The 24,690-nt window shown below is 59.0% G+C and carries 17 protein-coding genes; 12 read left to right on the top strand and 5 right to left on the bottom strand.

Annotation, left to right across the window (positions count from 1 at the left end; all coding sequences use genetic code 11):
* Positions 1–2: 2 nt before the first annotated feature.
* The 4 genes from hslV to ACFOZ5_RS08670 form a co-directional block, all read right to left on the bottom strand.
* Complete coding sequence (hslV, locus tag ACFOZ5_RS08685) at positions 3–533, bottom strand: ATP-dependent protease subunit HslV (protein WP_379886647.1); 531 nt, start codon at positions 531–533, stop codon at positions 3–5.
* A gap of 86 nt (positions 534–619) precedes the next feature.
* The gene (locus ACFOZ5_RS08680) at positions 620–1,120 is read right to left on the bottom strand and encodes an SPOR domain-containing protein (protein ID WP_379886646.1); all 501 of its coding nucleotides are present in this window, start codon (positions 1,118–1,120) and stop codon (positions 620–622) included.
* 176 nt (positions 1,121–1,296) lie between these two features.
* Complete coding sequence (argS, locus tag ACFOZ5_RS08675; protein ID WP_379886645.1) at positions 1,297–2,985, bottom strand: arginine--tRNA ligase; 1,689 nt, start codon at positions 2,983–2,985, stop codon at positions 1,297–1,299.
* Between the two features lie 137 nt (positions 2,986–3,122).
* Entirely contained in the window at positions 3,123–5,303 is a 2,181-nt protein-coding gene (locus ACFOZ5_RS08670) for a primosomal protein N' (RefSeq protein ID WP_379886644.1), read from the bottom strand.
* Positions 5,304–5,561: 258 nt separating this feature from the next.
* Between ACFOZ5_RS08670 and rpmE the strand changes: the two genes are divergently transcribed.
* Both rpmE and ACFOZ5_RS08660 read left to right on the top strand, forming a co-directional pair.
* Positions 5,562–5,783: a 50S ribosomal protein L31 gene (gene rpmE, locus ACFOZ5_RS08665; protein WP_379886643.1), complete on the top strand. Its 222-nt coding sequence runs from the start codon at positions 5,562–5,564 to the stop codon at positions 5,781–5,783.
* Positions 5,784–6,013: 230 nt separating this feature from the next.
* Positions 6,014–7,279, top strand: a complete 1,266-nt coding sequence (locus tag ACFOZ5_RS08660) for a malic enzyme-like NAD(P)-binding protein (RefSeq protein WP_379886642.1) — start codon at positions 6,014–6,016, stop codon at positions 7,277–7,279.
* Between the two features lie 147 nt (positions 7,280–7,426).
* On the opposite strand, the gene ACFOZ5_RS08655 is transcribed toward ACFOZ5_RS08660, so the two are convergent.
* Positions 7,427–9,922, bottom strand: a complete 2,496-nt coding sequence (locus ACFOZ5_RS08655) for a penicillin-binding protein 1A (RefSeq protein ID WP_449288622.1) — start codon at positions 9,920–9,922, stop codon at positions 7,427–7,429.
* A 267-nt stretch (positions 9,923–10,189) separates the two neighbouring features.
* Between ACFOZ5_RS08655 and ACFOZ5_RS08650 the strand changes: the two genes are divergently transcribed.
* The 10 genes from ACFOZ5_RS08650 (at position 10,190) to ACFOZ5_RS08605 (ending at position 24,523) form a co-directional block, all read left to right on the top strand.
* Positions 10,190–11,254, top strand: a complete 1,065-nt coding sequence (locus tag ACFOZ5_RS08650; RefSeq protein ID WP_379886641.1) for a pilus assembly protein PilM — start codon at positions 10,190–10,192, stop codon at positions 11,252–11,254.
* On the top strand, positions 11,254–11,820 hold the full coding sequence (locus ACFOZ5_RS08645; RefSeq protein WP_379886640.1) for a PilN domain-containing protein: 567 nt from the start codon (positions 11,254–11,256) through the stop codon (positions 11,818–11,820). The genes ACFOZ5_RS08650 and ACFOZ5_RS08645 overlap by 1 nt, the downstream gene beginning before the upstream one ends.
* The gene (pilO, locus tag ACFOZ5_RS08640; RefSeq protein ID WP_379886639.1) at positions 11,817–12,428 is read left to right on the top strand and encodes a type IV pilus inner membrane component PilO; all 612 of its coding nucleotides are present in this window, start codon (positions 11,817–11,819) and stop codon (positions 12,426–12,428) included. The genes ACFOZ5_RS08645 and pilO overlap by 4 nt, the downstream gene beginning before the upstream one ends.
* Before the next feature lie 2 nt (positions 12,429–12,430).
* Positions 12,431–12,976: a pilus assembly protein PilP gene (locus ACFOZ5_RS08635; RefSeq protein ID WP_379886638.1), complete on the top strand. Its 546-nt coding sequence runs from the start codon at positions 12,431–12,433 to the stop codon at positions 12,974–12,976.
* Positions 12,977–13,044: 68 nt separating this feature from the next.
* Positions 13,045–15,105, top strand: a complete 2,061-nt coding sequence (gene pilQ, locus ACFOZ5_RS08630) for a type IV pilus secretin PilQ (protein WP_379886637.1) — start codon at positions 13,045–13,047, stop codon at positions 15,103–15,105.
* Between the two features lie 93 nt (positions 15,106–15,198).
* Positions 15,199–15,765: a shikimate kinase AroK gene (gene aroK / locus ACFOZ5_RS08625; protein WP_379886636.1), complete on the top strand. Its 567-nt coding sequence runs from the start codon at positions 15,199–15,201 to the stop codon at positions 15,763–15,765.
* Positions 15,758–16,846, top strand: coding sequence for a 3-dehydroquinate synthase (gene aroB, locus ACFOZ5_RS08620; protein WP_379886635.1), 1,089 nt, complete (start codon positions 15,758–15,760; stop codon positions 16,844–16,846). Before aroK ends, aroB begins: the two co-directional genes overlap by 8 nt.
* Positions 16,847–16,883: 37 nt before the next feature.
* Entirely contained in the window at positions 16,884–18,365 is a 1,482-nt protein-coding gene (locus ACFOZ5_RS08615; RefSeq protein WP_379886634.1) for an AAA family ATPase, read from the top strand.
* A 203-nt stretch (positions 18,366–18,568) separates the two neighbouring features.
* Positions 18,569–23,023: a glutamate synthase large subunit gene (gltB, locus tag ACFOZ5_RS08610; protein ID WP_379886633.1), complete on the top strand. Its 4,455-nt coding sequence runs from the start codon at positions 18,569–18,571 to the stop codon at positions 23,021–23,023.
* 81 nt (positions 23,024–23,104) lie between these two features.
* A complete protein-coding gene (locus ACFOZ5_RS08605; RefSeq protein WP_379886632.1) occupies positions 23,105–24,523 on the top strand; it encodes an FAD-dependent oxidoreductase in 1,419 nt (472 codons plus the stop codon).
* Positions 24,524–24,690: the final 167 nt, after the last annotated feature.

Genomic DNA, 24,690 nt, shown 5'->3' with positions numbered 1-24,690 from the left:
GTTCAGTCGTTGGCTGAAAGCACTTCAAGGGTGCGATTGTGATTGGTGTAGATGCAGATGTCGGCAGCGATATCCAGGCCCTTCTCGACAATCTCGTGGGCGCTGAGTTCGGTGTTTTCCAGCAGGGCCCGGGCGGAAGCCTGGGCGAAGGGGCCGCCGGAGCCAATGGCAATCAGCCCCTGTTCAGGTTCGATAACATCACCATTACCGGTAATGATCAACGAGGCTGTCTTGTCAGCCACTGCCAGCAGGGCTTCCAGTCGTCGTAGCGCCCGGTCTGTTCGCCAGTCCTTGGCCAGCTCCACCGCCGCCCGGGTGAGATTGCCGTGATGTTTTTCCAGCTGGGCTTCGAAGCGCTCGAAAAGGGTAAAGGCATCGGCTGTTCCGCCGGCAAAACCGGCCAGCACCTGGCCATTGTAGAGTCGGCGTACCTTGCGGGCGTTGCCTTTCATGACGGTATTGCCCAGGGACACTTGGCCATCGCCGCCCAGGGCAACTTCATCGCCGCGGCGAACTGAAAGTATTGTGGTCATCGGGGCTCCATTTCCTGAAATCGAAGTGATTTCCGAGATATGGCGCCTGTATGCGGGATTTCAAGGCGCCGTTCCACCGGCTGAGGTTATTCCTTCGGAATCTTGCGCACCAGCGGCTGGATATTGATAGCCACCAGCTTGTCCACGGCGGAATTCATCTGGCTGCGACTGTCGAAGGGGCCGACATTGACCCGGTACCAGGTGCTGCCTTCCTCGACATCAGCGCGGGATACGCTGGCACGCAGTCCCTGAAAGGCGATCTGGGCGCGCTGACGCTCGGCGTCTTCCTCAGTGCGGAAGGAGCCGGCCTGAACCAGGTAACGGAAATTCTGGGTATCAGGGCTGGGGGCGTACTCCTCCACGTTGGGGGGCACCACTTCCGATTCCGGCAGCATGTCGTAGAACTTGAACTTGGGTTGCTCCCGGGCGGTATCCCCGTCGGCATCCGGGGCCGGTTTCGCCGGCTGGCTGACGGTGGGCTTTTGCTCCGTTACGGATGTCGCGTTGCCGTCAGTCTCCAGTGTATTCAGGTAGACAATGAAGCCGATAAAACCACCGACCACCGCGAGTGACAGTATCCAGCGCACAGACAGTCCTCCGTTTTGTTTCGGGGCCCCAGACGCAGGTGGTCGTGGGGCGCGCTTGGGTTTTACTGGCCGGGCACGGGATTCCCGGGGAGGCGGTCTATGGTTGACCGCTCCCTTTCCGGATGACTGGCGCTGTTTGCGAGCATAATCCCTGGCCAAGGTGGCTCTCCTGTTGCTTACATTTCTTCCGGGGCGCTGATGCCCAACAGGTCCAGGCCATTGGCGATCACCTGGCGAACGGCCAGATACAGCGTCAGGCGGGCGTCACGCAGGGCCGGGTCGTCCACCAGTGCCTTGTGGGCGTTGTAATAGGTATGGAAGAGCCCTGCCAGTTCCCGCAGGTAATGGGTCAGGTGATGTGGCTCGCGGGCGTCGGCAGACGTGCGGACCAACTCGGGGTACTTGGCCAGCTGGTTGGCCAGTTCCTTTTCCTCGTCCAGGGTCAGCAGGGCCAGATCCCCTGCCACCTCGTTGCGACCCCGCTCGATACCGTGTTCCCCGGCCAGTTTCCGTAACACGCTGCAAATGCGGGCGTGGGCGTACTGGATGTAGTACACGGGGTTTTCGTTGGTCTGGGAGCGGGCAAGGTCAATATCGAACGTGAGCTGCGAGTCCACCCGCCGCGCGGCCAGGAAGAAGCGGGTGGCATCGCGGCCCACTTCGTCGATCAGGTCACGAACGGTCACGTAGCTACCGGCCCGCTTGGAGATTTTAACCTCCTGGCCGGAGCGGGTAACCATGACCATCTGGTGCAGCACGTAGTCGGGCCAGCCTTGGGGAATTCCGGCCTTCAGTGCCTGCAGGCCCGCACGTACCCGGGTTACCGTGGAGTGGTGGTCAGCTCCCTGTTCGTTGATGACGGTGGTGAAGCCGCGTTGCCACTTGTCGAGATGGTAGGCCACGTCTGGCAGGAAGTAGGTGTAGCCACCATCCTTCTTGCGCATGACCCGGTCCTTGTCGTCACCGAACTCGGTGGTCCTGAGCCACATGGCGCCGTCCTGTTCGTAGGTGTAGCCGTTCTCCTGCAGGCGCTTTACGGTGGCTTCCACCTTGCCGTCCTGATACAGGGAAGACTCCAGGAAGTAGACGTCAAACTCCACCCCGAAGGCTTTGAGGTCCAGGTCCTGCTCCCGGCGCAGGTAGGCCACAGCAAACTCGCGGATAGCCTGACTATCTTCCGGGTCGGCCTTGCCGGTGACTTCGCGGTCGTCTGCGGTCACCGTTTCGCCCTTCAGGTAGGACTGGGCGACATCGTTGATGTACTCGCCCCGGTAGCCGTCTTCCGGCCAGGATGCGTCGTCGGGACCCAGGCCTTTGACCCGGGCCTGGACGGATTTCGCCAGGTTATCGATCTGGGCGCCGGCATCGTTGTAATAGAACTCGCGGGTGACATCGTAGCCGTTGGCTTCCAGCAGACGGCAGAGGCTGTCACCGATGGCCGCTCCCCGGCCATGGCCTACATGCAGGGGGCCGGTGGGGTTGGCCGACACAAACTCCACCTGCACCCGGCTGGATTGACCGCTGTTGTTGCGGCCGAACCGGGAGCCCTGTTCCAGGATCTCGGCGGCAATGCTGATGGCGCTTTCAGCGGTCATGAAAAAGTTGATGAAACCGGGGCCTGCGATTTCCACCTTGGCCACCGCCGGGCTCTCGGGCAACCTGGCGATCAGGGCCTCGGCCAGTTGTCGCGGCGGGCAGCCGGCAGCCTTGGCAGCCACCAGCGCTATGTTGCAGGCATAGTCGCCGTGGGCCTTGTCCTTGGTGTTGCCCACCTGCGGAGTAAATGTCTGGTCCGCGGGCAGGGTGCCCTCTGACTGAAGGGCGGCCAGTGCCGCGCCGAGGAGTTCGGTGACGGTGTCTTTCATGCTTTCCGGTGACCCTTGCTTCAGGATATGGGTTCGCCTGGTCGATCTGACTGGACAAACAACGTACAGGTTTGAGGGCGGCTATTATCCCGGAAAGGGCGGGGGTTAGCAAAATCCGATGGGGTGTTGCCGGGCGCCTAACCGGTTTCCAGCGGGTCGACATCCACCAGCCAGCGCAGGCCGGGGGAGAGGCGTTGCTGGTCAACATGAGCGCAGAGTTGTGCCAGGATCCGGTTCAGGCTGCCCCGGTTCGATGATTGCAGCACCAACTGGGCCCGATGACGGTCGGCTTTGCGCGCCAGGGTGGCGGGCAGGGGCCCCCAGATTTCCAGCTTACTGTCGGGTAGATCCTTGCGGACCTGGTCCAGGAAGGCCAGGGCGGCTTCCATGGTGGGGGCTTCGGCCCGTATCACAGCCATGGACCGGAAGGGAGGGAGGCCGTTGCGCTCTCTTTCCGCCAGGAGCTGGCGGGCTATGGACAGGTAATCGCCCCGGGCGATGGTGGTGAGCAGAGGGTGGTCGCTGTGGCAGGTCTGTATCAGTACCTGGCCGGGCTTTGCTCCCCGACCGGCCCGGCCACTGACCTGCAGCAGGGTCTGCACCATCTGCTCCGGAGCCCGGAAGTCGACGCTGAATAGCCCGCCGTCAGCATTCACCACGACCACCAGGGTTACATTGGGAAAATCGTGGCCCTTGGCGACCATCTGGGTGCCGACCAGAATGCAGGGGGCGCCGGAGTTGACCTGTTTCAGAATGGTCTGAATGCTGCCCTTGCGCTGGGTGCTGTCCCGGTCGATGCGGAGCACCGGGACCTCCGGAAAGCTCGCGGTGAGGATCTCTTCGGTCTGCTCTGTGCCCTGGCCCACCGGCTTGCAGGCCTCGCCGGAGCACTTCGGGCAGCGTGTGAATGCTGGCTGCTGGTAATTGCAGTGGTGGCATCGCAATGCGCGATCCCGCCGGTGGTAGGTGAGGTGCGTGTCGCAGTGGGGGCATTCGGCGATGTGGCCACAATCGAAGCACATCAGTACGGGCGCAAAGCCGCGACGGTTGATGTACACCAGTACCTGCTGGTTGGCTTCCAGGGTCGCGCGGATGTCTTCCATTGCCGGTCGTGACAGGCCGCCAGTCAGTGGCCGGCTGCGGATGTCCAGCAGCCTGAGATTTGGTGGTCGGGCTTCGCCCACGCGCTCGGTGAGATCCACCTTGAGATACTTGCCGGCAGCTGCATTCTGCAGTGTTTCCAGGGATGGCGTCGCTGTTCCCAGGATGACGGGACACTGGTTTTCCCTGGCCCTGAACACGGCAAGGTCGCGGGCGGAATAACGAAAACCTTCGCCCTGTTTGTAGGAGCTGTCGTGCTCTTCGTCCACGACTATGGCCTGTAATGCGGTAAACGGCAGCAATACGGCCGAGCGGGTACCAATAAGGATGACCGGCTCCCCATTGCGGACCCGCAGCCAGGTTTCAAGGCGCTGGCTGTCGTTCAGGGCTGAGTGCCAGACCACGATTCTGTCGCCGAAGTACTTGCGGAACCGGGCCACCGTTTGTGGTGTCAGGTTGATTTCCGGTACCAGTACCAGGGCCTGCCCGTTTTCATGCAGTTCCCTTTTCAGATAATGCAGGTAGAGTTCTGTCTTGCCGCTGCCGGTGATGCCATAGAGAAGTGAGGCGGAGAAGCCCTTTCGCTCCGGCAAAGCGTCTGCGGCCCTCTGTTGGGCGGCGGTCAGGGTCAGGGTCGGGGTGGCGGCTGATCCGGTGGCGGCGGGTGTTTCCATGCCCGGGGGTTCAACCTCGCTGATCAGCGACTTGTCGGCCAGCGCCTGCACCTGTTTGAGGGTGAACCCTTGCTGACGGAGCTGGTTCCAGGGGACGGCCTGTGTGGCGTCCTTCAATAGTCGAAGAAGGGCCTGCTGTTTGTGTGCCTTGCCTGGCAAGTCGTCAGCGGAGGCCGGTTCGTTTGCTGCCCACCACTTGTCCCTGTCTTTCAGCTCTGCAGGCCGGCCCTTGCGGAGGGCCGGGGGCAGGGCCATGAACAGGCATTCTCCCAGTGGATGCTGATAGTAGCTGGATGCCCAGCTGAGCAGCTTTACAGTTTCCGCAGGCAGGGCCGGCCAGGGTTCAGCCACTGACGTTACGGGCTTCAGGGTAATACCTTCAGGGGGCGTGACCCCGATATCCACCACCAGCCCCGTGGCAGACCGGGGCCCGAAGGGGATCCGCACCCGTTGGCCGAGTATGAGCTCAAGGTCGTCGGGTGCGCTATAGTCAAACAGGCGCCTGAGGGGGCGGTTGAGGGCAACGCGTACAGTCTGACTCACTAGTTGTCCCGTTTGGTTAATTCGCTGATCTGCTGAGCCACCCGGGGCGTACATGGCACGTGTTTCGGGCGTTGCGTATCTTGCGTCAGCGGGCATTTGCACGTAAGATGCGCGGTCTGTTTCAGGCGGGGTTGATTGTGCCCTGTCTTTCCACTGGATTCAAACATGCGGTGCCCGGCGCCAAGGTATTGAAAGTCGTTGTAAAAACGATTGTCAGTCCCGGTGACCAGGTGGCGGCATGACCGGAAGAGGTTCGCCATGAAAGAAGGTATTCACCCCAAGTATTACGACATTACCGCAAGCTGTAGCTGCGGCAATGTATTCAAGACCCGCTCGACCTTTGGTCAGGATCTACAGCTGGACGTATGCTCCCAGTGCCACCCGTTCTACACCGGTAAGCAGAAGGTCATGGACACTGCTGGTCGTATTGACCGGTTCCAGAAGCGCTTCGGTGGCCGTATCGGTGGCAGGAAGGGCTGATTGCCCGCCGCTCGCAACGAGCACTGAAACGTCGAAAAGCACCCTGAGGGGTGCTTTTTTTGTGGCTGGCCTTAATGTGAGTGTAGTGGGTATTGCGGATTTCGGCCCTTGTCTGGTGACAGGCTTCAGTCCATAATGGCGCGCTAACATTTGTGGAGCCGGGTATCGGCGTCAATCCGCGAATGGTCGAAATGCGTCCCTTTTTTAACGTGACAAACGGAACAGTGGCAATGTCTCAAGATCTGAAAGAAGCAGCCCTTGAATATCACGCCCAGCCGCGGCCGGGTAAGCTGAGTGTTGAAATCACCAAGCCGACCCAGACCTCCCGCGATCTGTCGCTGGCGTACAGTCCCGGGGTTGCCGAACCGGTCCGCGAGATCGCGAAGGACCCCGAGAATGCATACAAGTACACCGGCAAGGGCAACCTTGTTGCGGTGATCTCCGATGGCACCGCTATCCTGGGCCTCGGCAATCTCGGCCCGCTGGCCAGCAAGCCGGTAATGGAAGGCAAGGGTGTTCTGTTCAAGCGCTTTGCCGGTATCGATGTGTTCGATATCGAGGTCAACTCGGAAAGCCCGCAGGCGTTCATCGAGACTGTAGAGCGTATTGCCGATACCTTCGGTGGCATCAATCTTGAGGACATCAAGGCGCCGGAGTGTTTCGAGATCGAGCGCGCTCTGATTGAAAAGTGTAACGTGCCGGTTTTTCATGATGACCAGCATGGCACAGCCATTGTGACTGCCGCCGGCATGATCAACGCGCTGGAGCTTCAGGGCAAGAAGATTGATGAGGCCAAGGTGGTCTGCCTGGGCGCTGGTGCGGCGGCTATCGCCTGCATGAAGCTGCTGGTCAGCTGTGGTGTTCGCTCCGAGAACATCTACATGCTGGACCGCAAGGGCGTGATCCATTCAGGTCGTGATGATCTGAACCAGTACAAGGCGATGTTTGCCAATGATACGGACAAGCGCACCCTTGATGACGCCATTGATGGTGCGGACGTTTTCCTGGGGCTGTCTGGCCCCGATCTGTTCTCGGTTGATCAGCTGAACAAGATGGCGCCGAACCCGATCGTGTTTGCCTGCTCCAACCCGGACCCGGAAATCAAACCGGAACTGGCTCTTGAGGCTCGCAGCGACCTTATTATGGCAACGGGTCGTTCCGACTACCCGAACCAGGTAAACAACGTTCTCGGCTTCCCGTTCATTTTCCGCGGTGCACTGGACGTACGTGCCACTGCTATTAATGAAGAGATGAAGGTGGCTGCGGTTCACGCTATCCGTGAGCTGGCGAAAGAGCCTGTTCCCGCCGAGATCTGTGAAGCCTATGGCGTGGGCAGCTTTGAGTTCGGTAAGGAGTACATCATTCCCAAGCCGCTGGATGTCCGTTTGCTGGATGTGGTGCCGGCTGCGGTAGCCCGCGCTGCTGTGGATTCCGGTGTGGCCCGAAATGGCTACCCGGAGCACTACCCGCTGAAGTCCATGGACGATATTCGCTGATTGTCAGCGAAGCAGCTATGAAAAAACCGACGGTGAGAGCCGTCGGTTTTTTTGTGGGCGCAGGAAAAGTCTGGGGTACAGGGCCTGCTGAGGTTGGGGCAGGTGCCCAGTCCGGAAGAACGCTATCCGGACCGGGTTATTGGATTTCTAGAAGAGGTTGCGTGGCAGGTTGGCGTCGTCGTCGCCACTGAGTCCGTTTCCTGCAGTTCGCTCAGGAACGTTATTGGAGCGGAAAATTTCCGAGATGGCGTTTTCCTGTCCGGGAGCCGCGCGATCGCCTGAGGCCGGGTCGATTCTTACGCGAACAATGCCTCGCGGTTGTTTCATATGGGACGCAGGCATCCCATCCAGTGCCTCGCGCATGTAGTCGACCCAGATGGGCAGCGCTGCCGTGCCGCCGAACTCCCGAAAGCCCAGGGTTGCCGGCTGGTCAAAGCCCACCCAGGTGGTGGTGGCAATCTCATGGTTGAAGCCTGAGAACCAGGCGTCTTTCTGCTCGTTGGTGGTGCCGGTCTTGCCGGCCAGGTCGTCACGTTCCAGTACGCGGGCGCCGGTGCCGGTGCCTCGTTTGATGACGTCCTTGAGCATGGAATGCAGGATATACACTGCGCGCTCGTCGGCCAGTCGTTCCGCAACGCGAATAGCCGGGAAGCCCACAATGGGGGTGGGGCTGTTTTCCCTGAGCTGGTCGCAGTTGCGATCACACAGGATGGCTGGAGGTGCTTCGTAGAGTACGTCTCCGTAGCTGTTCTCGATGGTCTGGATCAGGTAGGGCTGCACGTCATAACCGCCATTGGCGATAACAGCGAATGCCCTCGCCATATCCATTGGTGTCATCGAGCCGCTGCCCAAGGCGAGGGAGAGGTCGCGGTGGAGGTGTTCGGTGGGGAGTTTTAACCGGTCAAGAAAGGCCACCGTGTCGTCAACGCCAAGATCCTGCAGCAGGCGGATGGAGACCAGGTTCCGGGACCGGTACAGAGCTTCCCTGAGGCGCGTGGGGCCGTCGAACTCGCCGCTGGCATTTTCCGGGCGCCAGCCCGGTTCCATTTCGTCGCCCTGGTGAACAATGGGGGCGTCATTGTAGATGGTGGCCGGCGTCATTCCCTGCTCCAGAGCGTGCAGGTAAATGAAGGGCTTGAACGTGGAGCCGGGCTGGCGACGTGCCTGTATGGCCCGGTTGTACTTGTTCTGCCCGAAGCTGTAACCACCGGACAGGGCCTGGATGGCGCCTGACTTGGCTTCGAGGGAGATCAGTGCCCCCTGTACGTCCGGAACCTGCGAGAGCGCCATGGAAACTGGCGCAATGACGGGAGCGGCATTTTCGTCCATGGTGGTCTCGTTGTCGGCAATGTCACTGTCGCTGGCGACTGTCTCCGCGCTTTGCTCTTCTGCCGGCTGCCGGCGAACGTAGACGATATCGCCGGTGGATAACACATCCGATACCTTCGACGGTTCTGGGCCCATCGCGTTGGTACTGCGGAACTGCCGCGCCCAGGTCATGGTGTTGAAGGGAATGAAGCCTTCGCCGAGGTGCCGGGACCAGGCCGCTGCCTGGTTGTTCTCGTCGCTGATGGCGGTGATCAGTACGGGGTAAAGATCCTCGACGCGCGGGTAGGCTTCCAGGATGTCCCGATAGGTTTCCTCGTCTGCGGGCACCTGGTCGGTGGTTCCGGCAGGGCCGCGGTAGCCGTGGCGCTGGTCGTAGGCTTCCAGGCCGCGTTGCAGTGCGTTCGTGGCTGCGGCCTGGTCGTCGCTGTTGACTGTCAGGGTGACACGGAAGCCGTCACTGTAGGCGGAGTCCCCGTAGCGTGCGACCATCTCTGCCCTCGCCATTTCGGCCGCGTAGTCAGCGCTCACTTCCGTTCGGGTAGCGTTGTACTGGGCGGTCAGCGGCTGGCTGAGTGCTTTGTCGCGTTCATCCGCTGTGATATAGCCTAACGTGGCCATCCGGCCCAGAATCCAGTCTCTGCGCACCTTGGCCCGGTCCGGGTTGGCGAGCGGGTTGTAAGCGGAGGGGGCCTTGGGCAAGCCGGCGAGCATGGCCATCTGGGCCAGGTTCAGCTCCGGGACGGGCTTGCCATAGTAAACCTGTGAGGCTGCGGCCAGGCCGTAGGCCCGGTTGCCCAGGTAAATTTTGTTCAGGTAGAGCTCAAGGATGGTGGCTTTGTCCAGCTCTTTCTCGATCTGAAAAGACAGCAATATCTCGTTGAATTTACGGGCGAAGGTTTTGTCGCGGGTGAGAAAGTAATTGCGCGCCACCTGCATGGTGATGGTGCTGCCGCCAGACTGGATCTCACCAGTGGATGCCAGTTCCACCGCCGCACGTCCAAGGCCGATCACGTCGACCCCGAAGTGATCGTAGAAGCGTGCGTCCTCCGCAGCCAGGAAGGCCTGTAGCTGTTTTTCGGGGATTTGGTCGATTGTGACAGGCGTCCTTCTCTTTTCCCCGAATTCTGCTATTAATCTGTCATCCGAGGAGTAGATCCTGAGTGGCGTCTGCAGGCGGGTATCCAGTAACTGGTGTACCGCCGGCAGGCCCGGTCGAAGGTGCAGGTAGAAGCCAGCTGCAACGAGCATGGCGGAACTGGCCCCAAGAATGGCCAGCCAGATGAAGAAGCGTGATGCTGTAATCAGTCGGGACATTTTTTTCTGACAACTGTTGGATATAAGTCTATCATTTGAGAAATCGCTTTAGGTGTTAAAAGGAGTCAATGCTCCGGCAACCTCTCAAAACAACGAGGGGGCATTGTAGACCTAAAACACGAGAAATTCTCTTACATAAAAATCATATAAAGGGAACTGCTGCGCAGTAATACAAGAACTACAGCGTATAAAGCAGTCAGGCCAGGGTTTTACGGCCGGAGTCTGGCGAACGTCAGACGTAAGGTTGTCCAGGTATAAGGTGAGCGCGTGTTCGGATTACCAGGAAAAAAATCCAGTACCGTACTGGGTGTGGACGTCAGCTCCAGCTCGGTCAAACTGCTGGAGCTATCGAAGCAGGGCAGTCGCTACAAAGTGGAAAGCCACGCTGTCGAGCCCCTGCCAGCCAATGCGGTTGTCGAGAAAAACATCACCGATGTCGAGGCTGTGGGTGACGCCATCAAGCGGGTCATCAGCAAGGCTCGCACCGGGGTCAAGCAGACTGCGGTTGCCGTGTCCGGCTCGGCGGTGATTACCAAGGTCATCCAGATGAATGCCGGGCTCAACGAGTTCGAGCTGGAAGACCAGATTGCTCTCGAGGCTGACCAGTATATTCCCTATCCCCTTGACGAAGTGGCCATCGACTTCGAAGTCCAGGGGCCCTCTGAAACCAATCCGGATCAGGTTGATGTTCTGCTGGCTGCGTGCCGTAAGGAGAACGTCGACATCCGCGAGGATGCGTTGGAGATTGCCGGTCTTACGGCCAAAATCGTCGATGTCGAGGCCTACGCTCTGGAGCGCGCCTACTCGCTGATTGAGCCGCAGCTGGATTCTCACGGTGAGGAACTGGTGGTGGCGATCGTCGATATCGGCGCCACCATGACCACGCTCAGCGTGCTGGCCGGAGGCGAGACCGTTTACACCCGTGAACAGATTTTCGGGGGTAAGCAGTTGACGGAAGAAATTCAGCGCCGGTATGGGCTGTCGGTGGAGGAAGCCGGGCTGGCCAAGAAGCAGGGCGGCCTGCCTGACGACTACGAGGCCGAGGTGCTCGAGCCGTTCAGGGAGGCCGTTGTCCAACAGGTAGCCAGGGCTCTGCAGTTCTTCTTCGGTGCGAGTCAGTATAACGCCGTGGACTACGTTCTCCTTGCCGGCGGTACCGCTTCCATCCAGGGTCTGGCTGAAATGGTCGAGGAGAAGACGGCCACGACCACCATCGTGGCGAACCCCTTCTCTGATATGGCAGTAGGCTCCCGGGTGAATGCATCGGCACTGACCAATGATGCACCCTCGCTGATGATTGCCTGTGGACTGGCAATGAGGAGCTTTGACTGATGGCCAAGATTAACCTCAGGCCCTGGCGAGAGGAGCTCAGGGCGGAGAAAAAGAAACGGTTCTTCACTACCTTGCTGGGGGCCGCCATTGTGGCAGCGGGCCTGGTGTTCCTGTGGAAGACGGATATGGATAACCGCATTGCCTACCAGGAGTCCCGTAACGATTATATCGAAGCGGCTTCACGTAAGCTGGACAGCCAGATCAAGGAGATCGAGCAACTTCGCAAGAAGCGGGAAGAGTTGTTGGCTCGAATGGAGGTTATTCAGGATCTACAGGGCAAGCGTCCGGTGATCGTTCGTGTCTTTGACGAATTGGTTCGTACCCTGCCGGAGGGGTTGTTCTACACGGACCTCAGCAAGACCAAGGACAGCCTGAGTATTGAGGGCATGGCCGAGTCCAATAGCCGGATATCCACCCTGATGAGGAATTTTGAACGCTCCGAGTGGTTCACGAATCCTAATCTTACCAGTGTCGCCGCCGCTGACGATCGCCGTGATGGCTACAGCGACTTCAAGCTGTCGGTGAGCCAGACTACGCCCGAGCCGGAAGAGGAGAGCAACCAGTGAGCCTTTCGGACTCTCTCAAAAGCCTGAACGACTTTGATATCAATGATCTTGATGTCAACAACGCCGGTATCTGGCCGGCCCCCATCAAATTTATCGTAACGCTGATCATTGTCGGCCTCATTGCTGGTGGTGGCTACTGGTTCTTTATCAAGGATCAGTATGCACAGCTAGAGCGCGTAGAGCGCCAGGAAGCGGAATTGCGCGAGGAGTACGAGCGCAAGGCGTATCAAGTGGCCAACCTGGATGTTTTCAAGCAGCAAATGGTGGAGATGGAGGAAACCTTTGGCGCACTGGTGCGTCAGCTGCCCAGTGACACTGAAGTGCCGGGACTGCTGGAGGATATTACCAATACCGCGCTCGGCAGTGGCCTGTCGTTGCAGGAAATCCAGCTGGAAAGCGAGCAGCAGCGTGATTTCTATGTCGAGCTGCCGATCAGTATCCAGGTTAGTGGTTCCTACCATGAACTGGCCTCTTTCGTCAGCAGTGTTGCGGGGTTGCCCCGGATCGTCACGCTTCACGATTTCACCATTACACCAAAAAGCGGTAATGCGGATCAGCTTGATATGCAGGTCGTCGCCAGAACCTACCGCTACCGGGCTGGAGAATGAGCATGGCAAGACAGCATGCAGTAAAAGCCTGGCTGGGAGTCTGTCTGGCAACTGCGCTGGTCGGATGTACCCAGGAAAGTGGCTTTTCAGATCTTGACCGATATATGGAAGAAACTCGCAACAAACCGCGGGGCCATGTGGAACCGCTGCCGGAATTTCAGGCCTATGAGGCCTTTACCTATTCGGCGTCGGATCGCCGCGCACCCTTCGAGCCACCAGTGGATGTCCAGCTCACCATGCTGGACGATACCCCTGAAAGCACGGTGGAGCCGGATCTCGATCGACCCAAAGAGGTTCTTGAGAACTACGGTCTGACTGAGCTGCAGATGGTGGGCACACTGGCAAGCGCTGGCGGCAACCTGTTCGCTCTGATTGAGGACGCGGACGGCGGCATTCACCGAGTCCGCTCTGGTAACTACATGGGAACCAACTATGGCCGCATTATCGGTATCAGCGAAACCCGGGTTGAGCTTCTGGAGATAGTGCCCAACGGACAGGGGGGATGGGTTGAAAGGCCGCGATCCCTGTCCCTGGAAGAAGAAGGCTAAGGAGCGGCGAGAACATGCATACACAAAGAAACCGGCAAGTAACACAAGTTTTGGGGTCGAGGCTAGCGATGTTCAGAAAATTCACGGTATTGATGAGCGCGGCAACTCTGGCGATAGCAGCCGGAATTGCCAATGCGGCAACGCTTCAGGACGTGGAGTTCTCCTCGCTCTCTGGCGACCGCACCGAAGTAGTCCTGAGTTTTGACGGCACACCGCCAGAACCCTCTGGCTATACCATTGAGCGGCCGGCGCGGATCGCCATTGATCTCGATGATACGGTCAGCGGCCTCGACAGCCGCAACATGTCCCTGGGGGATGGCAACACCCAGAGCATGACCGTGGTGGAAACCCAGGATCGTACCCGCCTGATCTTCAATCTTGTGGAGCTTGTGCCCTATGAGACCGAAGTGGAGGGCAGCAGCCTGATTGTCACGATCGGTAATGGTGGAGCGTCGGCAGGCGCTTCGGCTGCCACGTCCGCCGGTAGCACCTCCACGTCCGTGTCCGCTCCTGAATCGGTATCCGGGGATGCCATTACCGGTGTGGACTTCCGCCGGGGCGAGGATGGCGAGGCCCGGGTCATTATTGACCTGTCCAATAGCCGTGTCCCGGTTGCCCTGAACGAGCAGGGTGGTCGGATCCGGCTGGTTATGGATGGCGCTGAGGTGCCGGCTAACTTGCGTCGCCGTCTGGACGTGACTGACTTTGCCACGCCGGTCACTCGTGTTGACACCTTTGTCGAAGGTGGCGATGCGATCGTCGAGATTCGTCCCCAGGGCGCTTACGACTATCTCGCTTACCAGTCCGGTTCCCGCTTCACGGTCAGCGTTGAGAAGCTGACCGAAGATGAAGCCGAGCGCCGTCGGGAAGAGAAATTCCCCTACACTGGTGACAAGCTGTCCCTGAACTTCCAGGATATTGAGGTACGCTCCGTACTGCAGCTGATCGCTGACTTCACGGGCCTGAATCTGGTGGCCAGCGACACCGTTGATGGCAGCATTACTCTGCGTCTACAGAATGTGCCCTGGGATCAGGCGCTGGAGCTGATACTGAAGACCAAGGGGCTGGATAAGCGGCAGATCGGTAACGTGCTGCTGGTGGCGCCGGCGGAAGAGATTGCCGCTCGTGAGCGTCTGGAGCTGGAGACCAACAAGCAGATTGCCGAACTGGCACCGGTTCGTCTGGAAATTATCCAGGTAAACTACGCGAAAGCGGGGGATATCGTTGGCTTGATCCAGGAGGATGAAGAGCTCATCTCTGACCGTGGTTTCATCTCTTCGGATGTACGAACCAATACCATCAGTGTTCGTGAAACCGGTGAGAAACTGGAAGAGATTCGTCGTCTGATCAATACTTGGGATATTCCAGTGCGCCAGGTGTCCATTGAAGCTCGGATTGTAAGAGCCCAGACCAACGTGGCGGAAAGTTTAGGCGTTCGCTGGGGCGGAGGCTTCTATGATGATGATGGAAGTAACACCCTGTTTGGTAGTGGGTCCATTGAAGGTAACGAGGGCGTATGGAATGATCAGGAGGTCGTTTATCCGGATGCTCTGGTAGTAGATCTGGGTGTTTCTGAAGCTGGCGCTTCATCATTTGCCTTGGGCTTGGGCGGGGCCGATTTCCTGGTAGACTTGGAGCTGTCTGCGCTGGAGAGTGATGGCAAGGCTGAGATTGTTTCACAGCCTAGAGTAGTAACAGCAGACCGGCAGACTGCAAAGATCGAGTCCGGACAGGAAATCCCTTATCAGGAGGCATCATCTAGTGGCGCTACCTCGACATCATTCAAGGAGGCTGCCCTGTCTCTGGAAGTGACGCCCCAGATAACGCCGGATAACAAGATCATCATGGACCTTTTGGTTACTCAGGACTCGCGCGGTGAAGATACTTCAGCCGGTCCGGCCATTAACACCAACTCGGTGACAACGCAGGTATTGGTTGGAAATGGTGAAACAGTGGTTCTGGGCGGCATCTTTCAATCAGAAAGCACCAATACTGTAACCAAGACGCCACTTCTCGGTGACATCCCGTTCTTGGGTGCCTTGTTCCGGCGCACGGAGCAGTCAGACCTGCGTAGCGAACTATTGATCTTCATCACTCCGAAGATCATGGAAGGCAACTTGATTGACTAAGTAAGTGGCCTTAGCAAAAGCCGCCGCGTCACACCGGCGGCTTTTTTGTGTTTATGGTATTCTCACCGACCTGTTCAATCGGGAGTTGAAGCAATGCCGTTACCTAGACGAATCGTGCTGGTCGGGCCCATGGGGGCGGGCAAGAGCACGATCGGTCGCCAACTGGCCCGGGAACTCGGGTATCACTTCCTGGACTCTGACCGCATGATCGAAGAGCGGTGTGGTGCCGATATCCCCTGGATATTCGATGTTGAAGGGGAGGAGGGGTTTCGTCAGCGTGAATCGGCCATGGTCAGGGAGCTTTCCGAAGTTGGAGCATCGGTTCTGGCCACTGGTGGGGGCGCCGTGATGAAGGAGGGAAATCATGAGTGGCTCAAGCGCGATGCTGTCGTGGTATACCTCAAGGCATCCCTGGAGCAGCAGATCGAACGGACCCGTAAGGATCGAAACCGTCCATTGTTGCAGAACCAGGATCCGGAAGCGGTACTTCGGCGACTTTTTGAGCTACGCGACCCTGTTTATTCGCATCTGGCGGATATTGTCATGTTGACAGATCGAAAGAGCCCGAGATTGGTCGTTCGGCAGATTATCAATCGTCTGAATCCCCGATCCCCACGCCAGCGGCGCAAGGTCAAAAAGGAGGACCGAAACCATGCCTGATACGTTCCGGGAACTTCGGGTAGAGCTGGGAGACCGCAGTTATCCGATTCTGATTGGCAAAGGACTGCTGGGGAGCTTCGACCTGACCCCCTACGTGTCCGGTCGGACGGTTATGATTGTTACCAACACCACGGTGGCGCCACTGTATCTGGAGCAGGCCCGTAATAGCTTCCCCGGGTGCCAGGTGGATGAGGTGATCCTGCCGGACGGCGAGGCCTTCAAAAACTGGGAAACCCTTAACCTCATATTCGACGCCTTATTGAAGAATCGTCACTCGAGAAAGACAACGCTGGTGGCCCTGGGAGGAGGTGTGGTGGGTGATATGGCGGGGTTCGCCGCTGCCTGTTACCAGCGCGGTGTGGATTTTATCCAGATCCCGACCACCCTGCTTTCCCAGGTGGACTCGTCAGTGGGTGGTAAAACCGGCATCAATCACCCGCTGGGTAAAAACATGGTCGGTGCCTTCCACCAGCCTCGCAGTGTGCTTATCGACACCGATACCCTGCAGACTCTGCCACAGAGGGAGATCTCAGCTGGCCTGGCGGAAGTGATCAAGTATGGCCTGATCAGGGAGCCGGATTTCCTGGCGTGGCTTGAAGGCGCCATGGCGAGCCTGACCAGCCTTGACTCAGAGGCCCTGACGGAGGCTATCTATCGCTCCTGTGTCTGCAAGGCCGACGTGGTGGCGCAGGATGAGCGCGAAGAAGGCTTGCGCGCTATCCTTAATCTTGGTCATACCTTCGGTCATGCCATCGAGACCCACGCCGGCTATGGAAACTGGCTCCATGGAGAAGCGGTCGGCGCGGGCATGGTGATGGCTGCTGACCTGTCAAAGCGACTTGGGTTCATCACCGACGAGGATCTGCGCCGGGTGAAGTCGGTCATTGTTTCTGCCGGGCTGCCCACCGGTGTACCTGACGATATGACGTCAGACCACTTTATGAATCTGATGGCCGTGGACAAGAAGAATGTGAATGGGCAGTTGCGCCTGATACTGCTTCGCAGCCTGGGTGACGCAGAGGTTACCGACCGCTTTTCGCCAGATGCTCTGGCAGACACGCTGTCCGCGTTTTGCCATTGATGAACGGGTACGCAGAAATCGGGAGGTCGTTGCACCCATGAGCGATGTTCTGACTGGTCTGGAAGCCGGCGGACTGTTCCCCCGATTGCAGGAGCGGTACGGCCTCAGGGAGGACCCGCTCGCGCTCGAGACGCCTTTCTATGCCGGTGCTCAACGCCAGCATGCGCTGGAAACCCTGAGACACTTGTGTGGTTTTGGCGACCTGGCACTGATACTCACTGGTGCCCGGGGAGCCGGCAAGACCCGCTTGCTTGGGGAACTGGTAAGGAGTGAAGGCGGGCGGCTGGAGTTCATCCGCCTTCATGCCGGCAAGCTGGACTGCCTTGACGCCGTGGTGCGCGCCCTGTATCGGGGAATCGGTCGCCGTCCTCCTGAAGGGCAAACATCACGGGAGGCCCTGGCCGCGTTTTTCACGCTGTCGGAGGAAGCTACCTGCAAGGGGCGACGGCAGGTTTTGCTGGTGGATGACGCCGATCAGGCATCGTCCGGAGTATTGCGGGGCCTGTTGGAGGCCTTTCGTTGTGCAGACAGATCACTGGCGGCTGTTCCCATACTCGCCGGCTCTGGTGGTCTGCACGAGCAGTTGGGGTTGGATCGTGACGAGGGCCTTTCGGCCAGTGTTCATGCCATCGGTTTGCCGTGGTTTGAACGGGAGGATATCCGTCAGTATCTTGAACCACGGGTGCTCAAGGCTGGTGGTAAGCCGTCCGAATTACTGTCCGCGCGTCGCCTGGATCAACTGACAACCCTGGCCCAGGGCAGCCCGGGACGTCTGCAGCGAGTTGCCCATGCTGTTTGGCTGGATATGGCAACCACGCCGGGGAAGATGGCTGGCACCGCAATGCGGGGCTGGTTCGGCTCTATCCGGTGGGTGGCCCTTGCCATCGTGCTTCTGGGTGCCTCCTGGTGGTTTGTTGCCAGTCAGTACGATCAGGTCATGGAGACCGAGTCGGGTCGTGTAAAGCCTGAGGTGGAACCAACGCGTGCCATTGTCACGGTTGGGCCGGGCAGCGAACAAAACGGTGGCGGGCCGGTAGGCGTTGAGCCAGACCGGGAGGCCAGTTCCGGTGAGACGGCCATAACGTCACCAGGTGCGGTTTCGGCGTCCGAGGGCCTTGACGGAATGCCTGAAAGCGACTTGCCTGTCAAAGAGCCAGAGCCAGAGCCAGAGCCAGAGCCAGAGCCAGAGCCAGAGCCAGAGCCAGAGCCAGCGGCTAGTCAGGCATTTGAGGCAGCTATGCCCGAAAAGTTCGTGATTCTCGATGAAGTAACGTCAATGTCAGGTTACACGGCACAACTGGTGGCGGGTTATCAGGAGCAAACCGCCGTGACATTTATACGCCGCTATCCGGAACTCGAGGGCCTGCGTTACACTCGAAGTGTACGAAATGGTCAAAACTGGTTTGTGGTCTACCTTGGCCAGTTCGAAAGCCGGGAGGCCGCACGTGCTTCCACCGAGGATCTGCCGTCATCGATACGCTCCCAACAACCCTGGATCAGGGCCCTGGGAGATATCTGAGAGGCGCCTTGAGCGCCTTTTTTTGTGGCTCGGAAATTCAGCAAATCACACCGAGCCAGCGCAAGGTTGGCACCGTATTTGTTTGTATAGGTATTTCCACGAGTGTAAAATAGCCAGCCCTTTTTTTCAGTGTTAGCGGGCGCTTTTGCCCTTCAGGCATTTAAGCTGCTGACAGAAAAGCATTTTTATGCGAGAGAACGCTTATGATGACAGGTTTGTATCATCCCGATGAATTCAGGGACAACTGCGGCTTTGGTCTGATCGCGCACATGAAAGGCGAGGCCAGCCACAAGTTGTTGCAAACTGCCATCGAGTCGCTGACCTGCATGACCCACCGAGGTGGTATCGCTGCAGATGGCAAGACCGGCGATGGTTGTGGCCTACTTATCCAGAGCCCTGACGGTTTCCTCCGTAAGGCTGCGCAGGCTGCTTTTGGCAAGCAGCCTGGCGATCTGTTCGCGGTTGGTCAGATCTTCCTCAGCCCGGAAGATGCCCGTGCAGAGGCAGGACGTAAAGCCATTGAGCAGCGGCTGACGGACCGCGGGCTGGAGATCCTTGGCTGGCGTAAGGTGCCGACAGATCCCTCCTGCCTTGGGCCCATGGCCCAGGAGTGCCTGCCGTGGATCGAGCAGGTGTTCGTGGTGCCGGGCAAGGACCAGAACGAGCGTCAGTTTGCCATTGACCTGTTCGTGGGCCGCCGGCTGGCAGAGCGGGACATGGAGGAAGACGAGGAATTCTACATCTGCAGTCTGTCCCACAAGACCCTGTCCTATAAAGGCTTGATGATGCCGGCAGACCTGACCCGGTTCTACCCGGACCTGGGTGACCCGGACCTTGAGACTGCCATTTGCGTATTCCACCAGCGGTTTTCCACCAACACCATGCCCAAGTGGCCGCTGGCCCAGCCATTTCGCTATCTGGCCCACAATGGTGAGATTAATACCGTCGCTGGCAACCGTAACTGGGCTCTGGCCCGTGCGGCCAAGTTCGAGGCGCCGGATCTGCCCGATCTGCAGACACTTCAGCCGCTGGTGAACCTGACCGGTTCCGATTCCTCCAGCATGGACAACATGCTGGAAGTGCTGCTGGCCGGTGGGGTGGACCTGTTCAGGGCAGCCCGGATGATGATTCCGCCGGCATGGCAGAACGTGGATACCATGGATTCCGAGCTGCGGGCTTTCTACGAGTACAACTCCATGCATATGGAGCCGTGGGATGGCCCCGCCGGTCTGGTGTTGTCCGATGGTCGCCATGCAGTCTGCATGCTGGACCGCAATGGCCTGCGTCCGGCCCGCTGGGTGATCACCAGGGATGACTTCATTACACTCGCCTCCGAGATTGGCACATACAGCTACAAGCCCGAAGACGTGGTGGCAAAAGGCCGCGTTGGTCCCGGTCAGATGCTGGCTATTGATACCGAAAGCGGCGAGGTGCTGCATACCCGCGACATCGATCAACGACTGAAGAGCGCACAGCCATACAAGAAGTGGCTCCGGGAAAATGCCCTGCGAGTCGAGTCCACACTGAACTCCGCCACACCGGAATTCCGGCTGATGGACAACGACGAGCTCCAGGTTCATCAGAAAATGTACATGGTGACCTACGAAGAGCGTGACCAGATACTGCGTCCGCTGGCAGAAAATGGTCAGGAAGCCGTGGGCTCCATGGGGGACGACACCCCCATGGCCGTGCTTTCCAGCAAGGTTCGTCATGTCGGCGACTACTTCCGCCAGAAGTTTGCCCAGGTGACCAACCCGGCCATCGATCCGCTGCGTGAGGCCGTGGTCATGTCCCTGGAGACCTGCCTGGGCGCCGAGCAGAACGTCTTCGAGGAAACCGCTGGCCACGCCAACCGGATTATCCTGACCACGCCGGTACTGTCGCCGGCCAAGTTTCTGCGCATCGAAGGCAATGACCGGCCCGGCTTTGAGGTGGCAAGGATCCCCCTGAGCTACAGTCCGGAGCGGGGGCTTGAGAATGGCGTTCGTGACATCTGCGAAGCGGCCGGAAAAGCGGTCCGCGATGACGGCAAGGTGCTGTTGATTCTTTCGGACAAGGATCTGAAAGAGGGCGAGTTGCCGGTCAACAGTCTGATGGCTACCGGCGCGGTCCACCATCACCTGGTTGATAAAGGTCTGCGCTGCGATTCCAATATTATTGTGGAAACCGGCTGGGCTCGCGACCCGCATCATTTTGCAGTGCTGTTCGGCTTTGGCGCCACGGCGGTCTATCCCTACCTTGCCTATCAGGTCATCAACGACCTGATTCGTACCGGCGAGATGCTGATGGATCCCATCGACGCCAAGAACAACTATCGCAAGGGCATCAACAAGGGGCTGCTGAAGATCCTGTCGAAAATGGGGATTTCCACCATCACTTCCTACCGTGGTGCGCAACTGTTCGAGGCCGTGGGCATTGCCGATGAAGTGGTGAACCTGTGTTTCAGGGGGGTTCCCAGTCGCATCCAGGGTGCCACCTTCTTCGACTTCCAGCAGGACCAGGAACAGCTGGCAGCCATCGCCTGGAAGCGGCGCAAGTCGATCACCCAGGGCGGCCTGCTCAAGTACGTGCACGGCCAGGAATATCACGCCTTCAATCCGGATGTGGTCACCACACTGCAGAGTGCAGTCACCAGCGGCGACTATGGTCAGTATCAGGAGTACGCCGGCCTGGTGAATAATCGCCCGGTATCCACGCTCCGTGACCTGTTGACGTTCCGCAAGGACATCAAGCCGGTGGATATCGACGAGGTGGAGCCAGTAGAGAATATCTTCCCGCGCTTTGATTCCGCGGCCATGTCCCTTGGCGCCCTGTCACCAGAAGCCCACGAGGCCCTGGCGGTTGCCATGAACACCCTCGGCGGGCGTTCCAACTCCGGCGAGGGCGGCGAAGACCCGGCCCGCTATGGCACCGAGAAGCGCTCCAAGATCAAACAGGTCGCCTCTGGTCGCTTTGGCGTTACAGCCGAATACCTGCGCAGCGCCGATGTCATGCAGATCAAGGTGGCTCAGGGTGCCAAGCCCGGTGAAGGCGGCCAGCTGCCTGGTGGCAAAGTCAATGCACTGATCGCACGACTGCGTTACTCGGTGCCTGGCGTCACCCTGATTTCGCCGCCCCCGCACCACGACATCTATTCCATCGAGGACCTGGCTCAGCTGATCTTTGATCTCAAGCAGGTCAACCCGAAGGCGCTGGTTTCCGTGAAGCTGGTTTCCGAGCCAGGTGTCGGCACCATCGCCGCTGGCGTCGCCAAGGCTTACGCCGACCTGATCACGGTGTCCGGTTACGACGGTGGTACCGCTGCCAGTCCGCTGACCTCCATCCGTTACGCCGGGTCCCCCTGGGAGCTGGGTCTGAGTGAGACTCAGCAGGCGCTGCGAGCCAACGACCTGCGCGGCAAGATCCGTCTGCAGACAGATGGTGGCATCAAGACTGGCCTGGATGTGGTCAAGGGTGCCATCCTGGGCGCCGAGAGTTTCGGTTTCGGCACCACGCCGATGGTCGCCCTGGGCTGCAAGTACCTGCGGATCTGTCACCTGAACAACTGTGCCACCGGTGTCGCCACTCAGGATGATTACCTGCGGGAAGAGCATTTCAAGGGCACAGTGGAAATGGCCATGAACTTCTTCCGCTTCGTGGCCGCGGAAACCCGTGAGTGGATGGCAAGACTGGGTGTTCGCAACCTCGAGGAACTGGTGGGGCGTGTTGATCTGCTTGAGCGCCTGCCTGGCGATACCGAACGCCAGAGGCGCCTGGACCTCAGCCACCTGTTGCACAACGACCATATCCCGGCGGACAAGCCCCAGACCTGTCAGGTGGAACGTAACCACCCGTTTGATGAGGGTGCTCTGGCGGAGCGAATGGTCAAGGAAACCGCTGAGGCCATCGCGGACAGGAAAGGCGGTACCTGGTCGTTCAATGTGACCAACTGCGACCGCTCGATTGGCGCCCGGCTGTCCGGTGAGATCGCCCAGCTCCACGGCAACCAGGGTATGGCAGACAGTCCGATTGTGCTGAACCTGACCGGTACCGCCGGACAGAGCTTTGGCGTCTGGAACGTGGGTGGACTGCACATGCACCTGGAAGGTGACGCCAACGACTATGTTGGCAAGGGCATGACCGGTGGCAAGCTGGTGGTGCACCCGCCGAAGGTGAGCAGCTTCAAGTCCCAGGAAACCGCCATTGTTGGCAATACCTGCCTCTATGGCGCAACGGGTGGCAAGCTGTACGCTGCCGGTACCGCCGGTGAGCGCTTCGGGGTCCGTAATTCCGGCGCCCACGCGGTTGTTGAAGGTGCCGGCGACCACTGTTGTGAGTACATGACCGGTGGCCTTGTGGCCGTGCTGGGAACCACTGGCTACAACTTCGGCGCCGGTATGACCGGTGGTTTCGCCTACGTGCTGGATGAGAACAACACCTTCGTGGACAAGTACAACCATGAACTGGTGGAGATCCAGCGCATTTCCAGTGAGGACATGGAGCCCTACCGCAATCACCTGCGTGGTGTTGTTACCGAACACGTGGATGAAACCGGTAGCGAATGGGCCCGCCATATCCTTGAGAATTTCGACGACTACGTTGTCCGCTTCTGGCTGGTGAAGCCGAAAGCCGCCAGCCTCAAGAGCCTGTTGGCCAGCACCCGGGCGCGTCCGGAATAAAAGGCCGCCATCAACCGTAGTCAGTGGCCGCTCCGCATGGCGAGAGCGGCCCGTCGAAATCATGATGATGAGAGCGTCACGATGAAAGAACGACTGAACAACGATTTCCAGTTTGTCCAGGTGGGCCGTGTCGACCCGAAAAAGGTGCCTGCCAGCAAGCGTCGCAAGAACTTCGGCGAGATCTACTACCAGTTCGAGCCTGTGGATGCCAGCAGCCAGGCACACCGTTGCCTGGAGTGCGGCAACCCCTATTGCGAATGGAAGTGCCCGGTTCACAACTATATTCCCAACTGGCTCAAGCTGGTGTCCGAGGGCAACATCATGCGGGCCGTGGAACTCTGTCACGAGACCAACTCCCTGCCGGAGGTCTGTGGTCGTGTCTGTCCCCAGGACCGGCTGTGTGAAGGCGCCTGCACCCTGAACGACGGTTATGGGGCCGTTACCATCGGTTCGGTGGAAAAGTACATTACCGACACTGCCTTCGCTCTGGGCTGGAAGCCGGATATGTCGGAAGTCAAATGGACCGACAGGAAGGTTGCGGTTATCGGTGCCGGGCCGGCCGGCCTTGGCTGTGCGGACGTGCTGGTGCGTAATGGCGTCAAGCCGGTGGTGTTTGACCGCTATCCGGAAATCGGCGGTCTGCTGACCTTTGGTATCCCTGAGTTCAAGCTTGAAAAGACCGTGATGACCCGCCGTCGTGAAGTGTTCGAAGAAATGGGTGTCGAGTTCCGCCTGGAAACCGAGGTGGGCAAGGACGTCCAGCTTCAGGACATTATCGATGAATATGATGCGGTCTTCATGGGCATGGGCACCTACACTTATATGAAGGGAGGTTTCCCGGGCGAGGAACTGGATGGTGTTCACGATGCTCTTCCATTCCTGGTGTCCAACGTGAATCGACGCCTGGGGTTCGAAAAGGATGCGAGCGAGTTCGTCGATATGAAAGGCAAGCGGGTGGTCGTGCTGGGCGGTGGTGATACCGCCATGGATTGTAACCGCACCTCCATTCGTCAGCAGGCCGCCAGTGTCACCTGTGCCTACCGCCGCGATGAGGCAAACATGCCGGGCTCGCGTCGTGAGGTTGCCAATGCCAAGGAAGAGGGCGTCAAGTTCCTGTTCAACCGGCAGCCCATTGCCATCATTGGTGAGGACCGGGTTGAAGGCGTCAAGGTGGTACAGACCAAGCTGGGCGAGCCTGATGAAAATGGCCGTCGGCGTCCGGAAGTGGTGCCTGGGAGTGAGGAAGTCATTCCGGCCGATGCGGTTCTGGTTGCCTTCGGTTTCCGACCGAGCCCGGCGGACTGGTTCAGTGAGCTGAGTGTGAACACCGACGATTCCGGCCGGGTGAGCGCACCCGAGGAAGCGGAGTTCGCCTTCCAGACCACTAACCCGAAGATATTCGCCGGTGGTGATATGGTCCGTGGCTCTGATCTGGTGGTCACCGCGATCTGGGAAGGCCGCGAAGCCGCCGAGGGGATTCTGGACTACCTGGATCTCTGAGCCAATCGTAATCTGATGCGTATCAAAAGGGCGGCTTCGTTCAACGAGCCGCCCTTTTTTATTGCGGTGTCCCGTCCTGAAATACGTTGTCATCTGGAGAATGAGCAGATGGGCAACGATACTCCCACCCGGAAGAAGCGCACGCAGCGTGATTACAACCTGGGCTT

It is taken from the genome of Marinobacter lacisalsi (genome assembly GCF_042651045.1).
GTDB classification, from domain to species: Bacteria; Pseudomonadota; Gammaproteobacteria; order Pseudomonadales; family Oleiphilaceae; genus Marinobacter; species Marinobacter lacisalsi.
Note: the sequence above shows the minus strand (reverse complement) of the source record. Positions and strands in the feature narration are given on the sequence as shown.

Excerpts from the sequence above, each read along its gene's own strand:
- hslV (WP_379886647.1), bottom strand. The coding sequence starts at position 533 with ATGACCACAATACTTTCAGTTCGCCGCGGCGATGAAGTTGCCCTGGGC.
- argS (WP_379886645.1), bottom strand. The coding sequence starts at position 2,985 with ATGAAAGACACCGTCACCGAACTCCTCGGCGCGGCACTGGCCGCCCTT.
- rpmE (WP_379886643.1), top strand. The coding sequence starts at position 5,562 with ATGAAAGAAGGTATTCACCCCAAGTATTACGACATTACCGCAAGCTGT.
- ACFOZ5_RS08660 (WP_379886642.1), top strand. The coding sequence starts at position 6,014 with ATGTCTCAAGATCTGAAAGAAGCAGCCCTTGAATATCACGCCCAGCCG.
- ACFOZ5_RS08655 (WP_449288622.1), bottom strand. The coding sequence starts at position 9,922 with ATGTCCCGACTGATTACAGCATCACGCTTCTTCATCTGGCTGGCCATT.
- ACFOZ5_RS08645 (WP_379886640.1), top strand. The coding sequence starts at position 11,254 with ATGGCCAAGATTAACCTCAGGCCCTGGCGAGAGGAGCTCAGGGCGGAG.
- ACFOZ5_RS08635 (WP_379886638.1), top strand. The coding sequence starts at position 12,431 with ATGGCAAGACAGCATGCAGTAAAAGCCTGGCTGGGAGTCTGTCTGGCA.
- pilQ (WP_379886637.1), top strand. The coding sequence starts at position 13,045 with ATGTTCAGAAAATTCACGGTATTGATGAGCGCGGCAACTCTGGCGATA.
- aroK (WP_379886636.1), top strand. The coding sequence starts at position 15,199 with ATGCCGTTACCTAGACGAATCGTGCTGGTCGGGCCCATGGGGGCGGGC.
- aroB (WP_379886635.1), top strand. The coding sequence starts at position 15,758 with ATGCCTGATACGTTCCGGGAACTTCGGGTAGAGCTGGGAGACCGCAGT.
- ACFOZ5_RS08615 (WP_379886634.1), top strand. The coding sequence starts at position 16,884 with ATGAGCGATGTTCTGACTGGTCTGGAAGCCGGCGGACTGTTCCCCCGA.
- gltB (WP_379886633.1), top strand. The coding sequence starts at position 18,569 with ATGATGACAGGTTTGTATCATCCCGATGAATTCAGGGACAACTGCGGC.
- ACFOZ5_RS08605 (WP_379886632.1), top strand. The coding sequence starts at position 23,105 with ATGAAAGAACGACTGAACAACGATTTCCAGTTTGTCCAGGTGGGCCGT.